The following is a 16,566-nucleotide window of genomic DNA, read 5'->3' as shown; positions in this document are numbered from 1 at the left end:
ATTGTACCATAAAAACAGTAAGAGCACTCACATGTGGTGCACAATAGCAAGACAGAGTTCGAGCGCCTTATCAAAAGCTTCTGAACCCCAGTCACGACTGTCGTAGTTGTCTAAATCTGCCAAGGAATCTGCAGTAAAGAGCAATTCTCCCCAGACAACCCTACGTAGCTGAGCTACTGCCACAAGAGCAGAGCACTCCATCTCCACAACAGCACAGCCTTCTTCCTTACGATAAGCAACCTTTTCAGCTGTCTCTCGGTAAAAACCATCTGTCGTCCAGGTCATGACTTCCTCATAGGGAATGCCTCTTTGTTCCAAGACTTGCTCAATGGCAGAGATAACCTCAATCTGCATCTCCATATAACGAGAAGGTGCTACATAGTGGTAGCTGGTCCCCTCATCTCGCAGAGCCCGAACAGGGACGAGAAAGGCATTTTCCTCTATATCGGCTAGGACGCCACAGGTTCCAGTGGAAATGATTTGCTCCACACCATAGCCAATCAACCAATCCATAAACTGGGCCGCTGGGGCAGACCCAACGGGCGCCTGGGCCAGACAGATCTCCTCGCCCTTGTAGTTGAGGACATAGACTGGATAAGTCTTGGTGGCCGAAACGAACTCACCAACACAATCCGCCCCTACTTCCTGAGCATAGCGATCAATCTCTTCCTCCAAAAACGCATAGATGCACTTCTTTGGCAACTTTAAATCTAGCCCCTCATGTGTTGGCATAAGGACCGCCTGGGGATTGTCATCAAACTCCAAAATGGGGATCGCATGTTTCTGAATCATAACCCACCTCCTCTAATTTTGTACTATTGTATCAAAAGCTGACGGAGTGTCAAGGAGTTGACTTTAGCAAGCCAGAAAACTCCTCTTCCATATATTTAAAAAATCGTTGCACCGCTGGAGAGGTTGGTTTCTGTTTTGGCAAAGTGATTAAGGACTTATAAAAACATATCAAATCCAATAACAAAAAGACATGGATCTGAAATAAGCAGAACATGTCTTTTTTAGCTTGTTTGAAAGTTAAGTAAATAAACCTTAGTTCTTCTAGAACTCCCTTATTTCCACAAACCACCTAAAATCTGTTTTTCTAATAAGTCTAAGTCTTCCTCTTTTATTTCTCCATTGTCGCTAACGATATAAAGCTGAGCGAAGTAAGCCAACAATGGACCAACACAAATACGAACCATTTGAGGAATCGTTAACTCTGAATTCACACGTGGATCTGCTAGCAATTCCTTATGAAGCACTCGAAGTTTATCTTGAATAGCATTCCAGATAAAAATCTGTTCATTTTTTAGTTTCTTATTTGAAAAACTCTCCTGCAGAATGATTTTCATCAAAGCACGATTTTTTTTGAGATAGCTCATACGATCGTGGACGAGATAACGAACCCTCTCTTCTGTCGTTTCAAAAGCTAAGAGTTCCTCAAAAAAACTACCGAAAATACCTGGGACTACAGGATGTAAAATAGCCGTCAGTAGATCATCCTTCGTCTTAAAATACTTAAACAAAGTTGCCTGACTTAGTCCAGCACGCTCAGCTATGTGAAGAGTTGAGGTCCCATGGTAACTCCTGGTTGATATGAGATCCACTGCTGCCTGCATGATTTTTTTCTTTCCTTGAGGGTAATTCGCTTCTTCTAAGTAATCTTCAAACGATTCAAAAACAGTCTTATCCATCTAATCTTCACACCTTTTTAGCATTATTTATGTTGATTTCTAAACTTTACGATAACGACGCAATCCAACAATATTGAGAATTGTTAAAATGATCAAGAAAATCATTAAAACACCAAGATTTGGCAAAATATCACCAAGATTGTGTCCGTAAAGAATAATCTGGCTTATTGCATCACCAGAATAGGTTAATGGCAAAAATTTCCCCACAGTTGGAGCCCATTCTCCCATGGATGACAATGGAATAATCCCTGAGAAAAAGAGTTGAGGCATAATCACGAGAGGAATAAATTGCATCATTTGGAATTCTGATTTTGCTAGAGTAGACAAGAGAATTCCAAAAGCTAGTGCTACAAGAGCCAGTACCACATTAACTATTATAACATTTAAAATATTTCCTACAACTTCTACATCTAGTAGCCAAATTGCTGCTAAGACGACAACTGCCGTTTGAAAAATCGCAATAATACCGTAAGACAACATATAGCCATAGACGATTTCAGAACGTTTCACTGGGGTTGCTAACAAGCGATCCAAGGTTCCACTTGTGCGCTCTTTCAAAAGTGCCATACCAGAAATCAAAAAGACAAAGAAAAAGACCACAAAGCCAATTAAAATTGGAATCATATGTGCAAAGAATCCAGTATTTTTATCTCCATATTGGTAAGATTCTTTGATTTCAGGCGCCTTTGCATCTAATTTCAATTGTGGAAGAGCTTGTTTGACACGAGATAATAACTGATCGGTGCCTTCATTGACGATACTTGTTCGTAACACTTGTCGTGTCATAGTTGTTTTAGAAGCATCCGTATTTGCGTAGTCGACCTGATACTCACCATCTTTATACGATATGACTGCATCTACTTTCTCGTCAGCTAGAGCTTTTTTAGCCTGATCTAAGTCTTGATAAGTCTCGACGTCCACATGATCGAGCTCATCCATTTTCGTTACCAAACCAGTTGGTAGATCTTGTGTCGCTAACTTGACATTCACGGTTGTACTAGCTGAAAACATGAGGTTCATCAGCCACATAATAAATACCGGCGCTACAAACATCATAGCCAAGGTTCGTTTGTCACGAAGCAATTCTTTGATAACTTTTTTAGCAATAGCAATGGTTCTCATCTTACTCTCCTTCTGCTTTCAAAAATACTTCTTCAATACTTGAAACTTGATAACTATCTTTTAAGTGTTGCGGTGTATCAAAAGCAATGATTTTTCCACCTAATAACAAGCCGACCTTATCCGCTAACTCTGCTTCATCCATAACATGGGTAGTAACTAATATCCCAATCCCATTGTCTCTAAGCGCGAATAATTCTTTCCAAATTTTCTTTCGAAGAGAAGGGTCGATTCCAACTGTCGGTTCGTCCAAAATCAAGAGCTGAGGATTCCCCAGAAGCGCGATGGCTAAAGACAAGCGTCGCTTCATTCCTCCAGAATAACCGGATACCGTTTTATTCAAATGCTCTGTCAGATCCACAACTTGAGCCACATGGGTAATTTCAGCTGTCAGATCTCTTTTGGATAGCCCTTTTAGCTGCCCAAAAAATTCTAGATTTTCTTGACCTGACAAAGCCTCATATAAGGCATCTGACTGGGCCATATAACCAATATCTCCTAAAATATGGCGATTGGGCATAGTGTGATTTAACACTAAAGCTACGCCTCCATCAGCCTTTTCCATTCCTAACGCAGTCTTAATCATAGTTGATTTACCAGCACCAGACGGACCAATTAATCCTATAATTTCTCCTGTCTGCAATTCAAAGCTGACATGATTCAGAACTATTTGATGGTCAAAAGATTTTACTAAATCTTGTAAATGTAGTAACGTTTTCATTTACTTCCTCCTTGGTGAGTGATTACTCACTTACTAAATATAAACCTATTATAGTGAGTAATCACTCACTTGTCAAGAAAAAAGTTGAAATTCTTTAAAAAAATAAAAACACCAGATGATATTATCTGATGCTTATTAAAAATATCTCTGATTTTAGGAGTGTTTCTGAATCTCTTCTCGATACTCCGATATCGTCTTTCCTGTCCACTTTTTAAAGGCCTATTCTTCCTCTGCTTTTCTCAGCCAATCCTAGCATCGTCATTGCTATCGCAACTCTAATGACCTTGGCGATGGAAATTCATTTTACTCATTTTTATATGAAACAGACTAAGAAATTTTCAAGACCTAATGGGGAGTTGTTTTAGCTACAATCCATCTCTCAAACATAAAAACTCTCCCTTCTCTTTCGAGAAAGGAGATTCTTTTTTATCCTCGTCCGCCAGGGGCTGGACCGCCAGGACCACCATTTCCTTGAGGGCCTCCATTTGGTCCACCGCCTCCAGGCATAGAGTTGACGATTTCCGTTTGTTTTTCGCCGTTGAGATAGATGTCACCACCTGTATAGGTCGCCGTTCCATCAAAGTCAAAACCTGTTTGACCAATCATTTTAATGGTTCCACCTGTAACCGTGATATCCCCGTTTGAGTCGATTGGATCTGTATCCCCTTGACCAACTTCTATTGTCAGGTTCCCACCGTTCATAGTAAAGAAAATCTCACTTTGTTGGGCATTTTTATTTGCTGCATTGACTCCATCATCTGTCGCATAGACATTGATATCGCCGTCGTTTATGGTGATAGATTTTCCTTCTATCCCTTCTGTTGAATTCTTAACGGTATAGGTACCGCTATCAATCACTAGGTTACCAGAAGCGTGAATTCCATCATCTCCTGCTGTGACTGTTATGGTATTGTTAGCCAAATACATATTACCGACAGTCATATCGTCATCATTGTCGACCTTTACGCCATCTTCCTTGGCATCGATAGTCATGGTTGTACCAGTGATGTTGAGTTCATCATTGACATTAAAGGCATCGCCGACTGCTGTGATGTTATAGGTTCCACCCGTGATATAGAGAGTGTCATTGGCCTTGATACCGTTGTTCTTCTTGCCATCTACATTGAGAGTTCCTTTCCCGTTGATGGTCAAATCCACCTTAGAAAAGAGAGCTGCGTCAGCCTTTTCGTCGCTGTTAGAGCTTGAGTCAGAGAGACTATTGGTGGTTCCCTCTGCTAGAGTTAAGTAGACGTGGCCAGCTGATGTCGCTGAAATCGCTGCATTGGTATTGGTCATGGTCGCACCTTTTAGGACTAGATGAACATCTGCCGACTTATCTGCCTCGACCTTGATCTGCACTCCGTCAGACTGACCTGAAATCACATAGGTCCCAGATTTTGTGATGGTCACTGTTGATCCAGAGACTGTCACCCCATCTCCAGAGACGTTTGCTGATGAGCCAGATAACTCAATCTTAGAAGCTGTACTTTCATCATAAGAATTATCATTGTCCTTCTCTGTAAAATAGGAAGATTGGTTTGTCTTTGTTGCAGTTGTTGTTGCACTATTTGTCGTTGCATTGGTATTGGATGTAGTTGTTGACTGGGCACATGCTGCCATCAGCACCATTGCCGTTAAACTCGTTGCGAGTAGGGTCCATTTTTTTGATTTCATACCTTTTTCCTCTCCTTCGTATGATATAGCTAGACAGTCTACAGAAGATTCCTGAAACAAAACTAAAACTTTTCTGAAAGTTTCCTTAAATTCAGTTTCAATTAAGTTTCGCTTAATAAAACTTTTAGAAATGTCCTCTAGACTTGTTCCAAGCAAGTTTACCTTGTTTAATCTATGATTTATCTAAAGGAGAAATTGCTTATGAAACCCCTAGAAACAAGCTTTGAACGGATCGAAACCAAGTACATGGTTTCTAAAACAGACCTACACGATTTAATAGAAGATTTGAAAGACTACCTCATCGAGGACGACTATCCGACTTCGACCATTTCCAATATCTACTTTGACACAGAAAATTTTCAGCTCATCCAAGACTCTCTGCAGGATCAGCATAAGAAGGAAAAAATCCGTATGCGGACCTATCTCGCACAGCCAAGCGCTGACAGCCCCGTCTTTCTAGAAATCAAGTCCAAAGACGAAGCCGGTGTCGGTCATAAGCACCGCATCCTATCCCAGTCAGATACCATCACCCAACTCATCACTAAGGGGTGGGGAGGAGACTTGATCAAGGATAACTTTCTGGTAGCAGAGGTTCAAAAGCTACGTCAACGCTACAGTGAAGCTCTCAAACCGCGTATCTATATCTCTTATGACCGTTTTTCACTAAAAGAAAAAAAGAAAATCCCAGGATTCCCCTACCAGAAAATTCGTGTCACTCTTGATCAAAACCTGACCTATCGAGATGAAAATGTCAGCCTATTCGCAGACAAGGAAGGTTTGCCTCTCTTAGATGACGAACTGGTCATCATGGAAATCAAGGCGCCTGGTGACAAACCGCAATGGCTACAGGATATCCTTGATAAGCATGGTCTGGTAGAGCAAAAATTCTCAAAATACTCCTGCGCCTACCATAAATCACAAGGACTGGCCTATGTCCCGCAACCTATCGGAGAAAGTGTAGGTAATGCTTATGTCTAATCTTTTTAATTCTATTTTCAACGACGCAACCGCCACTGCTGATCCCCTCCAACTCCTACTTGCCCTCGTCGTCAGCCTTTTTCTAGGACTAGCACTCAGCTGGGCCTACAAGCAACGGACTCTTTACACACGGGAATTTGTCATCAGTTTGACCCTTTTACCTTGTTTGATGACGCTGGTCATCTTCCTCGTCAATGGCAGTCTCGGAACATCGATTGCAGTAGCAGGGACCTTTAGTCTCATTCGTTTCCGTTCTGCCACGAGTGGCTCTCGAGAGCTGATCGCTATCTTTCTAGCCATGATCATCGGTCTTGCGGCAGGGACAGGCTACCTTTTATTAGCCGTTCTCTTCACAGTCTTTATCCTAAGCATTTGGCTCCTTTTGGAAAAACAACAGAGCAAGAGCAATCACCAACGTCGTAGACTCTTAACCATCACACTTCCCAATAAAGAAGACCGCCTAGATACTATCCAGGTCGCGCTGGATCAATTTTGCACCGAGTCTGACCTCATCTCAGTAAATACCAGCAATGCTGGTGAATCCTTGCAAACCGTCTACGAAGTCGATCTCAATCCTCAAGTAGACGACTTCCAACTGACGAGCTACCTGACAAGCAAGATTCCTCAGTGCGATGTCTCTTTGACTAAAAAAGCCAAAAAGAAGAAAAATCTATAAGATTAGAGCTCATAAAAAGAACAGCCCAAGCTGTTCTTTTTAGTTTTCTTTTACTGGGATTTCCTTAATGACACGCGCAGGATTCCCACCTAGGACAACATTGTCTCCAAAGGACTTGGTAATCACGGCCCCTGCTCCAGCAACGACATTATTTCCTAGTGTCACTCCAGGAAGGACAATGACGCCACCTCCAGCCCAGAAATTATCTCCAATGGTGATGGGCTTGCCGTATTCGACCCCTGAATTGCGTTCATGCGGATCCAGTGGATGGAGTGGGGTTAAAAACTGACAGTTGGGGCCAAGCATGGCATTGTTGCCGATGCGGATCGGACAAACATCCAGCATGGTCAAATTCCAATTAGAATAAAAATTTTCCCCTAGATGGATATTGACTCCATAATCGACCACCAAGCGTGGATTGACATAGAGATTTTGCCCAGTTGAGCCAAACCAACTTTTGATAATCTCCGCCCCTTTCAAGGGATCTAACTCCTGGTTGAAATCCGCCTGCTTCTGACGTGCTGTCTGAGTCAAGGTCCGCAGCTCGGAATCAAACGGATGATAGGGATCTCCCGCTATCATTTTCTGGTATTCACTGGTCATCTTAATACCTCACACTTAGTTTGAGGCCATCATATCAAAAAGACTTTGAAAGGTCAAGAATAAGCCGGTCTAGGACTTCTTTCTAGACTCTCGAAACCATTCCCCATCCCAACTCAAAACAACTTACTTGACAAAAGCTTGACTTCATGGTTTAATATACCCCGTAAGGGTATATTTGGAGGTGCCTATGTTTCACTTATTATTTACAAAAATTGACAGTATTTCGACCAGCGAGTTAGAAGCTAAACTCAGAGAACCGATTCAGCTACTGGATGTTCGGACGCCTACGGAATTCCATAGAGGTCATATCAAAAATGCCAAGAATGTCCCTCTATCCGAAATCGGATCTTATACACCAGCGACAAAAGAAACACTCTATGTCATTTGTCATTCTGGTGTGCGAAGCAAACTAGCTGCGAAAAAGCTTAAGAAAAAAGGATATGATGTCATCAATGTACGAGGCGGTATGAGCGCTTGGACAGGCAAGGTCATCTAGAAGCATAAAATAATTAGCTGCGCAGCCTTGAACCTTATCGAAGGTCTGAGCGATAATATCCAATGGTGTCAGCTCAAAGACAATCTGACTAAGGGCAAAAAATCCCTAGATGCACGGATAAGTAGCGAATTCCAGAGTGGTCGACTCAAAGTCGACACCATTCACATCCCCCTAAACGAACTACGGGAACGCTTGGATGAACTAGACAAGAACCAAGCCTACATCCTTAGCTGCCACAGTGTTTTGCGCAGCTATATCACAGAGCGTATCCTCTAGCGGCAGGATTTACCGTCCAAAACCTTGATGGCGCTTATTCACAATATAAAATGGCTAATCCAGAAGGAGTCAAATATGGAAACTAGTATCAGCATGGCTGACTTTTATGAAAAATACCTAAATGAAAATCTAAATCTTATCGATGTACGTGAAGTGCATGAATTCCAAGCAGGACATGCACCAGGAGCCAAAAATCTTCCGTTAAGTACCTTGGAGCAAGGTTACAAAGAACTCAAACCTGACCAGAAATACCATGTCATCTGTCAAGGTGGAGTACGCTCCGCATCTGCTTGTGAATTTCTAAGCGCCCAAAGCCTCACCGTTATCAATGTAGAAGGTGGTATGAATGCTTGGCCCGGTCAAGTAGAATAAGCAAAAAACCGATTAAGTTTCTTAATCGGTTTTTTCATTTCTGCAACCCAATGATATAGGGTTCGTAACCCGTCGCTTCTAAAAACGAAGCACATTGATGGTATCTAAAAAGAGGTTTTCTCATTGGTATTAGGGGAACTCATCCGTTTGTCCGACATGATTTCTTTATCGAAATAGACTTAAATGCCTTTGTCTGCATTGTTTATCAATAGCAAATTAGTTTATTTCCGTTTAATCAGGTATCGGATGGCCTTTTCTAGGCGTTCCTTTTGAGCCTCGGGGTCGTCTAGTGGTTGGTTGATACAGCCTGTGAGATTTTCAGTAATGATCATCTCAATCACGCGCTCAACGCTTGATTTCACTGCTGTCAACTGCGTAACAATATCTGCGCAGTCACGATCTTCTTCAATCATCTTTTGAATCCCACGCAACTGGCCCTCTGAACGTTTCAGGCGTGTTATATACTTTGAGTTTGTCATTAATTTATCCTTGGTCACTTTTTCTTCATTATATCTCGAATAAGGGGCTTTGTCAAAATTCACTTCCTGTCTGTATTTGTGGGAGGCAACCTTTTCTCTGTATCAGACAAAAAAGATAGGTGAGCATGGAAATGGAAAAGAAACTCTGTTCTCCTTGAAGCTCGATGGGAAGTCACGTTTCCTTTCAACCAACTGACCTTTATGCGTATATCTTGGACAAATTGGACAAAAAGGCTAGGATCACTATCCCATAGACTATAACTAGAGCCAGCCCAAATCCGATACCAAACCACTTGTAAAACTTGTCCATTCCGCTGTAACGTTCGACATAGGCCCTGGTCGGCTTGTCTGGATCATACCAGACTGTCAGCTCCGAATGAAGGGGGAAATGGGTCTGCATCAAGCGTTTGAAGGAAACAAAGGAGTTGCTGTAGCGAGTGATCGAAGGTGCCAGCATATCTTCTCTTGTATAGTCCTTTAAAAATTTAGTAGTCCCCCACGGAATTGTGACCGTTTTGAACATAAAATACTGCAAAGTTTTCTTATAAGAAATCCCATCCACCGTGTATTCGACGATAGGTGGATACCCCTCACGAAAACGGCTATAGCCGATAACCGTTCCCTGTACGGATGACTTGGCAAGGCGGACCAACTTCTGATCTCGAAGATAGAGGAAAAGAAAGGTCCCACACACAAATACAAAAGATAGGAAGATGACGATTGTCCCAACTATCAAACCAATCACTTCTTTATTCATATGAACTCCTCCTGTTATTCTATACAGTAAAATCTTAAAACTAACTCATCCAGAAAGGACATCGATGTCCTCGAGTCTACTCTTCGGATTTTTCTTTTGACTGTTTTTCTCTCAAATCTTTCACCGATTTTGATATGATATCTCTCACCTGTTCGTCAGTAAGTCCTGGAATCTGGTAATAAGGATTATTGGATTCGCTTTTTGAGGGTTTTGTTCCTGAACTTTCGGTTTTAGAACTTTGTTCAGTCGAAGACGAGGATTTCGACTCTGGGGAACTGGATTCTTTGGTCTTAGAAGAGCTGGACGACTCAGACTCAGAAGGCTTGGACGTTTCAGGCGTTTTAGAATCAACCTTAGGCGGCTTGTTTACTTGGTCGTTCGGCTGTTTCACAGGTTTATAGAATAGCCCAAAAGACAACAACAAGGCCATCAAAATCCCAATACCAGCCAAGGTTCTTTTATTGGCTTCAGTCGAAGGAACCTTTACTCCCTTTGTACTGAGTATTTTCCATTCTGGATGCTCTTTTTCTATGGCTTTTTTCTGTCTCCTAAGAGGAGCAAGTAGAAAATGATTAAAAGGTACAATCGTTACCATAGCCACCGTTACAAGCGGGACATAATTGGAATGACTTGATACCAGTAGAACATCGAGTATAGCGAGAAGAATGAAGAGGAAACGCCCCACAAACTTACGAACTTGATGCTCTTTTTTGATCTGCAAATATCTCTCTTGTGACATTATGTGGATTACCTCACCTCTTTAACAAATAAGCAAGCACTACAACGGCGTAGGTCATGATTAACAATATAGCACTACCGATGCCCAACAATCTATAAAGTTTGTTGATTCCACAGTATCGTTCCACATAAGCCCTGTTTGGTTTTTCAGGATCATACCATACCGTCATCTTCGAATAGACTGGGAAATGCGTTCGCATTAAGTTATTAAACGATAGAAAAGAATTACGATAAAAGGTTAGGGAATTTGCCAACATGTCCTCTCTTGTAAAGTTATCAGCTGTACTTATAGGCCCCCATGGAAGCGAAATCGTTCTGATTATAAAATACCGTAATGGCTTGCTATAAGTAGTTCCGTCAACCGTATATTCAACAATCGGAGGATTCCCAGCCTGAAAATTACTATAGCCCACAACCGTTCCCTTAACAGACGATTTGGCAAGACGTACCATCTTTTTATCCCGAAAATAAAGGTAGAGATATGTACCAGATAAAAAGATCAAGGATAAAAGAATGACGATGGTAGCAAATAAAAATAAAATGATGTCTGTTGTCATATTCAACTCCTATCTTATTCTACGCTCTTCACATTGGACATTGAAAGTGTCATCTTAGATGGATCTGACATCGAGTCAACAAGCTCCAATTGTTCTGAGTTAAGTGGTAACAAAATTAATGTGGTTGTGTAAGAAGGTAGCTCACCACTATCCTTGATAGTATAGCTAATCTTTTGATTATCAAAAATGGTCTTGCCATCATAGGACCAACTCAGTGAAAACTCCAAATCTTTTTTGATATCTACGTCAGTTTTATTGACGAGCATTAGTGCTGCCCTACCATCTGAGACGGCTCCTGTAAAGTAGATAGCCATACTTCCCTTACTTCCAATTTCTGGATGTTCTTTGGTCATTTTTTTACCAAGTTCAATTAAATCTGACGTTTGGCCTTCATATTGTGGCGCTACTACAAATTTCAATTCTTTCTCTTTGTTTACAACTGTCTCGCGCGTACTTTTCTCTGTCCCCCCCTGCTTCCTTTCCATTAGAGCAAGCTCCAAGAACCAATAACAAGACGACGACAACTAACTTCTTCATTTTTCCTCCCTATTTGAAATTCAATGTCAAATATCAATATCTACAGTAATATAAGAAAAATGCTTTTGTCCCATTATTCTTCCTCCGTACTGGATTTATAATATTGTAAGAACTCTTCTTCGCTTTGAATCAGATGCTCCTGTCCATCTTTCGAACTAGCTGCTGGAATGGTGAGATCCTTAAAAATATTGGTATCCTCTGGAAGGACTAGCTTTAAGAGAGAGATTTTAAAGTGAACATCTTCTTTTCCGAGGAAATATAATTCCGATAACAACCCTTTACTCAATATATCAAACACCTTTGGATATTTGCTTGACAAGGACAGGTATTGGGATTTTTCTACTGGTTCTTTAAAACCAAAGTTAGAAAAGACAAAGGCAAACTTTTCGCTTGAAAATTTATTATTCGAAATAAGAATATCATCTAACTTCGGTTTGTATGATTCTTTCTTATCGTTATAAAGATCTTTGGAAGTTTTACCAGATGGAGTAGTTGCTACTATCTTTCCATCCTCTATATCAATAAGCCCATTTTCCATTTTCATTTCTGGCTGTTGACCAATAGCCATACTAATTGGTAAGTAAGTTTTTCCTTGTTCCGTATACAAGAAATAATTAACGTCACGAACCCTTCTTGGAATATAATCCTTATTATATTCCCTCACCATCTGAAATACATCATACGTCTTTTGTTTGATTGTCTCATCTTTCGTATCATAGACGTCTAACAACCAGTACTCTCCCTGCTCTGGAATATTACTTTTCAAATATGGAACCGCATCTTCTTCAAGAATCCAATACTTATACGTAGCCGATTTTAACTTATAACTTTGCTGAATAATATAGCGTTCTCCATTAACTCTCGTCATTTTTTCTACATTGACACGCGAATCATATTTCTTAGCCTCTTCCGCATCTTTTAACTCCGACTCATTATCCCACTCAATCGCTACTGCCTTGTTATCATCCATAAATTCATAACTTGCAATTTTAGCTCTTGGACTCCACATGACAAACTGAGTAAGTTCATGCCTACGATATGTCTGATAAGCAAAGTATAGTCCCATGATAGTGAGTGTAAAAGTATGACTTGAACTAATTTTGATTTCATTATTTTTTTCATTATCTTCCCTCATCAGTGATTTATATAATATCAAAACGCTTTATAGCTCTAGTATCCACAACTACCATATTTAAAAATTCAATATACTTTTCTTTCATACTATCCTCTTCTTACTTCTCTTCCTTAAATAGCACTTTCCCCTGCTTGTATTTTCGTACGGCTAAGAGCCAGCGGATTGGATTGTTTTGAAATAGTAGAAGAACCACGCTAATTGGGACGATCGTTGCTCCGATTGGCACCATGAACATCGACGGTTCAAACCATTCATGTTCATAGTAGGGAATGAAGGTCCCAGGTATGGCAAAGAACACAACAATAACAAAAACAAATAGAAGAACGAGGATAACAAATAGATACAAGATGATTTTATCGACTGTTGGTTCCTTATCTGGTGACTTCCTCCAAAAAGTACTACTTTCAACCGCATCTTTAAACTGTTCTTCACTTGCTGGGACAAGCGACTTAGCCCCACTGTAAAAAAGTTTTTCAAATCCATAAACACTTCCGATAAAAACGAAAAGGATAGCGGCTAGATGGATAGGTGCCATCCACTCACTCAATCTAAAGGGCGCTAGCAAGGAACGAATCCAAATACCGATAATAGCAACTAGCAAGAAAATAAAGAAGACAACCCAAGGCCACTTGGATTTCTTTGAACTGATGGCACCGTCGGTTTCTGACGAGGCGCTAGATTCTGTCGCTAAAGCCTCGCTCGTCTTTGTGTTATAGTAGATGGATTGCTGGCATCCTTGGCCTATATAAATGATTTTTCTCATCTTACATGTCTCCCTCCTTCCCTCGACTACCGTCCTGTAATGTCTCCATCAGCTCCTTGAACAGTCGTTTGCGCGTTTTCATCCGAAAATCATAGACTATATATGTAAGAATACCAATCCCTAACATGTACATAAGTAAAAACTGAAAATCAGAAACAGCCAGATAACGATAGGCTGAAAAAATCGTTATTAAAACAAAAATGTAGCCAACTACTGTCAACGCCCTAGATTTTCTCCTAAGTGTTTTGATATTGGCTTTTGTCAGCCGAACTTTTCTAAATCTATCTGTCTTCATGTTGCGTCGGTTAGTTTTGGCAAGGATAATGGTCCCGAAAACCAAAAACAAAGACATCAAGATAAAGAAAATCAGATTGAAAAGGGAGGAGACATCTCCAAAGGTTTGGTTGAGCAACTTCGACAGCCGTTGCAAGGAATAGATTGCAATAGGGGCTGCAATGGCTGAATAATTCATGCCTTGTTTTGCACTGTAGAATACTTGATTCCCCAAATCATAATAGATAAAAGAGTCCTCCAGAGGGCCCATACTGATTAAATTTTTTACACTTGTGTCCATCTTATTTCCCGTCTCCTAAACTCAATACGGATGTTCAAACAAAGTTCTACTTTCTCTTAAAAGCATCGTGACAACGATTGCCAGCATTCTAGCTGATTTTTAGCATTTGCCTTCCTAGAGAAAGAAAAGTTTATTAGTATTATAGCATGAACCCCCAGAAAAGGGAAAATATCCCCGGCAGATACCTTTGCTAGATCCAAGAAAGGTTTCGTCATTTCATAAAAAAGCGAACAAGTCCGCATTCTAAAAACAGAATACGAGCTTATCCGCCTTTTCCTATGTCTCTAAAATAAATAACGTGTTTTCCTCGTTTCATCGTGCCAAGCGAATGCGAGTCACAATCCCATCTGGGTCTACAAGATCCAACTCACTCGAATTTAGCCACTTGATTGGTGCTTCTAGCTCTTGTGCTTGCTGAACGATGTCCAAGAGTTCTTCCTTGCTTTCGACCTCAAGGACATAGTAGGCCAAGCCTGGCAAGCCTTGCTCACGCGGAGCCAGCCCTTTTCCAGCCCATTCGTTGACAGCCAGGTGGTGATGGTACTGACCAGCCGCTATCCAACTGGCACTAGGAATGCTAAATTTATCTTCTAATCCTAACACCTTTTGATAAAACTGGCTCGCCGCGTGGCTATCCTTCACCGATAGATGGATATGCCCCATTCTAGTCCCTTCAGCTAGGATAAAGGGATCCACCTTTTCCCCTAACTCATAGATGTCCTGTGCCGCAAGGGCTTCGGTCACACCGATAATGCGACCGTCTTCTCGAATATCCCATGAAGACACTGGCTTATCACGGTAGAGTTCAATGCCATTTCCTTCCAAATCCTCTAGATAAATAGCCTCACTGTATCCATGATCTGCACCCCCGACCAGAGGAATCCGCAAGTCACTTAGGTGTTTCAAGACATCTGCCAAGGCTTTTCGCGTCGGCAACAAAATCGCCAGATGGTAGAGCCCATAATGCTCCCTTACTTCGCCAGACTTTTCTGCCTGAATCAAGTGAACCAAGGCTTTTCGACCAAGTCCCAAAATCGCTTCTGTCTCTGTTTGGGATAAAATCTCCAAGCCAATAATCTGGTGATAAAAAGCCGTTTGACTCGTCAAATCCTTGACATTTAAAACCGCCTCTGCTAGATAAATGTGGCTTTGGTATGCATAAGTCATAGGGTGTCTCCTTTTATTTGTTGTAACTTTATGTATTACATCAATTATACACTATTGAGATAAAATGTCAACGAAGACAACTCAAAAGAGCTGGAAACCAGCTCTTCTTTTTATTTGACAACAAGCTCGTAGCGAGTTTTGCTGGTGAAAGTTTCCCCTGCTTTGAGAATAACTTGGTCTTTGAGATCACTGTGAATGGCATCTGGTAAAGCTTGCGCTTCAAGGGCAATCCCATTGTGTTGCACCATTGGCTGGCCTCCGATGATGACACTCTCATCCACAAAGTTTGCTGTGTAGACCACAAAGCAAGGGGCCTCTGTCTTGAACAGCAGGAAACGACCTGAGTTTTGGTCATAAAGGAAACCAGCATTGTCATGGCCTGCAGGAAGAGCAAATGGGTGATCCAAACCAGATACCAACTGGATTTGCTCATCTTCCTCTGCAAAGATGTCCTTCAACAAAGCTCCATTGTAGATGTGTTTAACCACATCACGAGTAGCATCTGGAGTCTTAGCCGGAACTCCGTCTGGAGCGATTGGGTAAATGCCCTCCGTATTTAGTTGGAAGACATGGCGGTCAATTGTCTGCGTGAAATCACCAGATAAGTTGAAATAGCTGTGGTTGGTTGGATTGACCAGCGTATCCTGATCTGTCGTCACCTTATAGCTGACTTCGTAGGCGCCAGTTTCTTCCAAGTGGTAGCTGATCCAGATCTTGAGATTACCAGGGAATCCTCCTGTTCCGTCTGTACGCTCTGTGTAGAGGGTTAAGCCATGGTCGCTCACTTCTACCAATTCAAACAAGCTCGCATCCCAACCTGTTGAACCACTGTGGTTACAGTTGCTGGCATTGTTGACTTCAAGATTATAGGTCTGGCCATTGAGCTCAAATGTCGCACCTGCAATACGGCCCGCTACAGGACCTACACTTGCTCCATGCTTGGGACTATTGCCTACATAGCTATCAAAATCATCAAAGCTCAAAATCACATTGGCAAAATTCCCAGCCTTGTCAGGTGTAACATAGCGCAAGATAGTCGCACCATAAGTCATAACTTCAAGCTGGTAACCACCATCAGTCTCAAAGCGATAAGCCAAGACATCCTTGCCCTCATGATTTCCAAATACACGCTCTGTGTATGCTTTCATTCTTCTCTCCTTTGATCCATTTCTCTTAAGTAAACAAACCATAGAGAGTGTCTCACCATCTATGGTTGTAGTTTTTATTTTCAAAATCCTTTGTCAGAAAACCTTAAG

At 41.3% G+C, this 16,566-nt stretch carries 20 protein-coding genes and 2 pseudogenes; 6 read left to right on the top strand and 16 right to left on the bottom strand.

Annotation, left to right across the window (positions count from 1 at the left end):
* Positions 1-27 precede the first annotated feature (27 nt).
* The 4 genes from NML69_RS08125 to NML69_RS08110 all read right to left on the bottom strand — a co-directional run bounded on the left by NML69_RS08125 (position 28) and on the right by NML69_RS08110 (position 3,528).
* A complete protein-coding gene (locus NML69_RS08125; RefSeq protein ID WP_084921515.1) occupies positions 28-792 on the bottom strand; it encodes a nucleoside phosphorylase in 765 nt (254 codons plus the stop codon).
* Positions 793-1,064: 272 nt separating this feature from the next.
* Positions 1,065-1,688: a TetR/AcrR family transcriptional regulator gene (locus NML69_RS08120; protein ID WP_084868588.1), complete on the bottom strand. Its 624-nt coding sequence runs from the start codon at positions 1,686-1,688 to the stop codon at positions 1,065-1,067.
* A gap of 39 nt (positions 1,689-1,727) precedes the next feature.
* Positions 1,728-2,810, bottom strand: a complete 1,083-nt coding sequence (locus tag NML69_RS08115) for an ABC transporter permease (RefSeq protein ID WP_084868589.1) — start codon at positions 2,808-2,810, stop codon at positions 1,728-1,730.
* 1 nt (position 2,811) lies between these two features.
* On the bottom strand, positions 2,812-3,528 hold the full coding sequence (locus tag NML69_RS08110) for an ABC transporter ATP-binding protein (RefSeq protein ID WP_254726271.1): 717 nt from the start codon (positions 3,526-3,528) through the stop codon (positions 2,812-2,814).
* Between the two features lie 230 nt (positions 3,529-3,758).
* Between NML69_RS08110 and NML69_RS09940 the strand changes: the two are divergent.
* A pseudogene (locus tag NML69_RS09940) lies at positions 3,759-3,893 on the top strand (low temperature requirement protein A); the annotation flags it as partial.
* A 61-nt stretch (positions 3,894-3,954) separates the two neighbouring features.
* On the opposite strand, the gene NML69_RS08105 reads toward NML69_RS09940, so the two are convergent.
* Positions 3,955-5,202, bottom strand: a complete 1,248-nt coding sequence (locus NML69_RS08105; RefSeq protein WP_254726269.1) for a carbohydrate-binding domain-containing protein — start codon at positions 5,200-5,202, stop codon at positions 3,955-3,957.
* Positions 5,203-5,403: 201 nt separating this feature from the next.
* Between NML69_RS08105 and NML69_RS08100 the strand changes: the two genes are divergently transcribed.
* On the top strand, positions 5,404-6,180 hold the full coding sequence (locus NML69_RS08100) for a polyphosphate polymerase domain-containing protein (protein WP_254726267.1): 777 nt from the start codon (positions 5,404-5,406) through the stop codon (positions 6,178-6,180).
* The gene (locus NML69_RS08095; protein ID WP_254726265.1) at positions 6,173-6,856 is read left to right on the top strand and encodes a DUF4956 domain-containing protein; all 684 of its coding nucleotides are present in this window, start codon (positions 6,173-6,175) and stop codon (positions 6,854-6,856) included. Before NML69_RS08100 ends, NML69_RS08095 begins: the two co-directional genes overlap by 8 nt.
* Before the next feature lie 39 nt (positions 6,857-6,895).
* Here the strand turns inward: NML69_RS08095 and NML69_RS08090 are convergent, their stop codons facing one another.
* On the bottom strand, positions 6,896-7,459 hold the full coding sequence (locus tag NML69_RS08090; RefSeq protein ID WP_254726263.1) for a sugar O-acetyltransferase: 564 nt from the start codon (positions 7,457-7,459) through the stop codon (positions 6,896-6,898).
* Between the two features lie 187 nt (positions 7,460-7,646).
* On the opposite strand from NML69_RS08090, the gene NML69_RS08085 reads away from it, so the two are divergent.
* The 3 genes and pseudogenes from NML69_RS08085 (at position 7,647) to NML69_RS08075 (ending at position 8,603) form a co-directional block, all read left to right on the top strand.
* The gene (locus NML69_RS08085; RefSeq protein WP_000468875.1) at positions 7,647-7,955 is read left to right on the top strand and encodes a rhodanese-like domain-containing protein; all 309 of its coding nucleotides are present in this window, start codon (positions 7,647-7,649) and stop codon (positions 7,953-7,955) included.
* A 9-nt stretch (positions 7,956-7,964) separates the two neighbouring features.
* Positions 7,965-8,317: pseudogene (locus tag NML69_RS08080) on the top strand (rhodanese-like domain-containing protein); the annotation flags it as partial.
* Positions 8,307-8,603, top strand: coding sequence for a rhodanese-like domain-containing protein (locus NML69_RS08075; RefSeq protein ID WP_254726261.1), 297 nt, complete (start codon positions 8,307-8,309; stop codon positions 8,601-8,603). The pseudogene NML69_RS08080 and the gene NML69_RS08075, both read left to right, overlap by 11 nt.
* 221 nt (positions 8,604-8,824) lie before the next feature.
* Here NML69_RS08075 and NML69_RS08070 read toward each other — a convergent pair whose 3' ends face one another.
* From NML69_RS08070 to NML69_RS08025, 10 genes are all read right to left on the bottom strand, one after another.
* Positions 8,825-9,082 (bottom strand): metal-sensitive transcriptional regulator, encoded by a 258-nt coding sequence (locus NML69_RS08070; RefSeq protein WP_000185160.1) that lies wholly within the window; start codon positions 9,080-9,082, stop codon positions 8,825-8,827.
* A gap of 199 nt (positions 9,083-9,281) precedes the next feature.
* Entirely contained in the window at positions 9,282-9,839 is a 558-nt protein-coding gene (locus NML69_RS08065) for a DUF3592 domain-containing protein (RefSeq protein ID WP_001031650.1), read from the bottom strand.
* 76 nt (positions 9,840-9,915) lie between these two features.
* The gene (locus NML69_RS08060; protein WP_254726259.1) at positions 9,916-10,578 is read right to left on the bottom strand and encodes a hypothetical protein; all 663 of its coding nucleotides are present in this window, start codon (positions 10,576-10,578) and stop codon (positions 9,916-9,918) included.
* A gap of 13 nt (positions 10,579-10,591) precedes the next feature.
* Positions 10,592-11,134, bottom strand: coding sequence for a hypothetical protein (locus NML69_RS08055; protein ID WP_254726257.1), 543 nt, complete (start codon positions 11,132-11,134; stop codon positions 10,592-10,594).
* A 14-nt stretch (positions 11,135-11,148) separates the two neighbouring features.
* The gene (locus NML69_RS08050) at positions 11,149-11,619 is read right to left on the bottom strand and encodes a hypothetical protein (protein ID WP_254726255.1); all 471 of its coding nucleotides are present in this window, start codon (positions 11,617-11,619) and stop codon (positions 11,149-11,151) included.
* 125 nt (positions 11,620-11,744) lie between these two features.
* Positions 11,745-12,806, bottom strand: coding sequence for a hypothetical protein (locus NML69_RS08045; RefSeq protein ID WP_254726253.1), 1,062 nt, complete (start codon positions 12,804-12,806; stop codon positions 11,745-11,747).
* A 97-nt stretch (positions 12,807-12,903) separates the two neighbouring features.
* Entirely contained in the window at positions 12,904-13,569 is a 666-nt protein-coding gene (locus NML69_RS08040) for a hypothetical protein (protein ID WP_254726251.1), read from the bottom strand.
* Between the two features lies 1 nt (position 13,570).
* The gene (locus tag NML69_RS08035; RefSeq protein ID WP_254726248.1) at positions 13,571-14,143 is read right to left on the bottom strand and encodes a hypothetical protein; all 573 of its coding nucleotides are present in this window, start codon (positions 14,141-14,143) and stop codon (positions 13,571-13,573) included.
* A gap of 312 nt (positions 14,144-14,455) precedes the next feature.
* Positions 14,456-15,310 (bottom strand): VOC family protein, encoded by an 855-nt coding sequence (locus NML69_RS08030; RefSeq protein ID WP_215805120.1) that lies wholly within the window; start codon positions 15,308-15,310, stop codon positions 14,456-14,458.
* Positions 15,311-15,420: 110 nt separating this feature from the next.
* On the bottom strand, positions 15,421-16,458 hold the full coding sequence (locus tag NML69_RS08025) for an aldose epimerase family protein (RefSeq protein ID WP_254726246.1): 1,038 nt from the start codon (positions 16,456-16,458) through the stop codon (positions 15,421-15,423).
* Positions 16,459-16,566 lie beyond the last annotated feature (108 nt).

Source organism: Streptococcus sp. CF8-6 (genome assembly GCF_024295845.1).
Taxonomy (GTDB): Bacteria; Bacillota; Bacilli; order Lactobacillales; family Streptococcaceae; genus Streptococcus; species Streptococcus oralis_BO.
Note: the sequence above shows the minus strand (reverse complement) of the source record. Positions and strands in the feature narration are given on the sequence as shown.

Bases quoted from the DNA above. Each gene is read 5' to 3' on its own strand.
- NML69_RS08125 (WP_084921515.1), bottom strand. From the start codon at position 792: ATGATTCAGAAACATGCGATCCCCATTTTGGAGTTTGATGACAATCCC.
- NML69_RS08120 (WP_084868588.1), bottom strand. From the start codon at position 1,688: ATGGATAAGACTGTTTTTGAATCGTTTGAAGATTACTTAGAAGAAGCG.
- NML69_RS08115 (WP_084868589.1), bottom strand. From the start codon at position 2,810: ATGAGAACCATTGCTATTGCTAAAAAAGTTATCAAAGAATTGCTTCGT.
- NML69_RS08110 (WP_254726271.1), bottom strand. From the start codon at position 3,528: ATGAAAACGTTACTACATTTACAAGATTTAGTAAAATCTTTTGACCAT.
- NML69_RS08105 (WP_254726269.1), bottom strand. From the start codon at position 5,202: ATGAAATCAAAAAAATGGACCCTACTCGCAACGAGTTTAACGGCAATG.
- NML69_RS08100 (WP_254726267.1), top strand. From the start codon at position 5,404: ATGAAACCCCTAGAAACAAGCTTTGAACGGATCGAAACCAAGTACATG.
- NML69_RS08095 (WP_254726265.1), top strand. From the start codon at position 6,173: ATGTCTAATCTTTTTAATTCTATTTTCAACGACGCAACCGCCACTGCT.
- NML69_RS08090 (WP_254726263.1), bottom strand. From the start codon at position 7,459: ATGACCAGTGAATACCAGAAAATGATAGCGGGAGATCCCTATCATCCG.
- NML69_RS08085 (WP_000468875.1), top strand. From the start codon at position 7,647: ATGTTTCACTTATTATTTACAAAAATTGACAGTATTTCGACCAGCGAG.
- NML69_RS08075 (WP_254726261.1), top strand. From the start codon at position 8,307: ATGGAAACTAGTATCAGCATGGCTGACTTTTATGAAAAATACCTAAAT.
- NML69_RS08070 (WP_000185160.1), bottom strand. From the start codon at position 9,082: ATGACAAACTCAAAGTATATAACACGCCTGAAACGTTCAGAGGGCCAG.
- NML69_RS08065 (WP_001031650.1), bottom strand. From the start codon at position 9,839: ATGAATAAAGAAGTGATTGGTTTGATAGTTGGGACAATCGTCATCTTC.
- NML69_RS08060 (WP_254726259.1), bottom strand. From the start codon at position 10,578: ATGTCACAAGAGAGATATTTGCAGATCAAAAAAGAGCATCAAGTTCGT.
- NML69_RS08055 (WP_254726257.1), bottom strand. From the start codon at position 11,134: ATGACAACAGACATCATTTTATTTTTATTTGCTACCATCGTCATTCTT.
- NML69_RS08050 (WP_254726255.1), bottom strand. From the start codon at position 11,619: ATGGAAAGGAAGCAGGGGGGGACAGAGAAAAGTACGCGCGAGACAGTT.
- NML69_RS08045 (WP_254726253.1), bottom strand. From the start codon at position 12,806: ATGAGGGAAGATAATGAAAAAAATAATGAAATCAAAATTAGTTCAAGT.
- NML69_RS08040 (WP_254726251.1), bottom strand. From the start codon at position 13,569: ATGAGAAAAATCATTTATATAGGCCAAGGATGCCAGCAATCCATCTAC.
- NML69_RS08035 (WP_254726248.1), bottom strand. From the start codon at position 14,143: ATGGACACAAGTGTAAAAAATTTAATCAGTATGGGCCCTCTGGAGGAC.
- NML69_RS08030 (WP_215805120.1), bottom strand. From the start codon at position 15,310: ATGACTTATGCATACCAAAGCCACATTTATCTAGCAGAGGCGGTTTTA.
- NML69_RS08025 (WP_254726246.1), bottom strand. From the start codon at position 16,458: ATGAAAGCATACACAGAGCGTGTATTTGGAAATCATGAGGGCAAGGAT.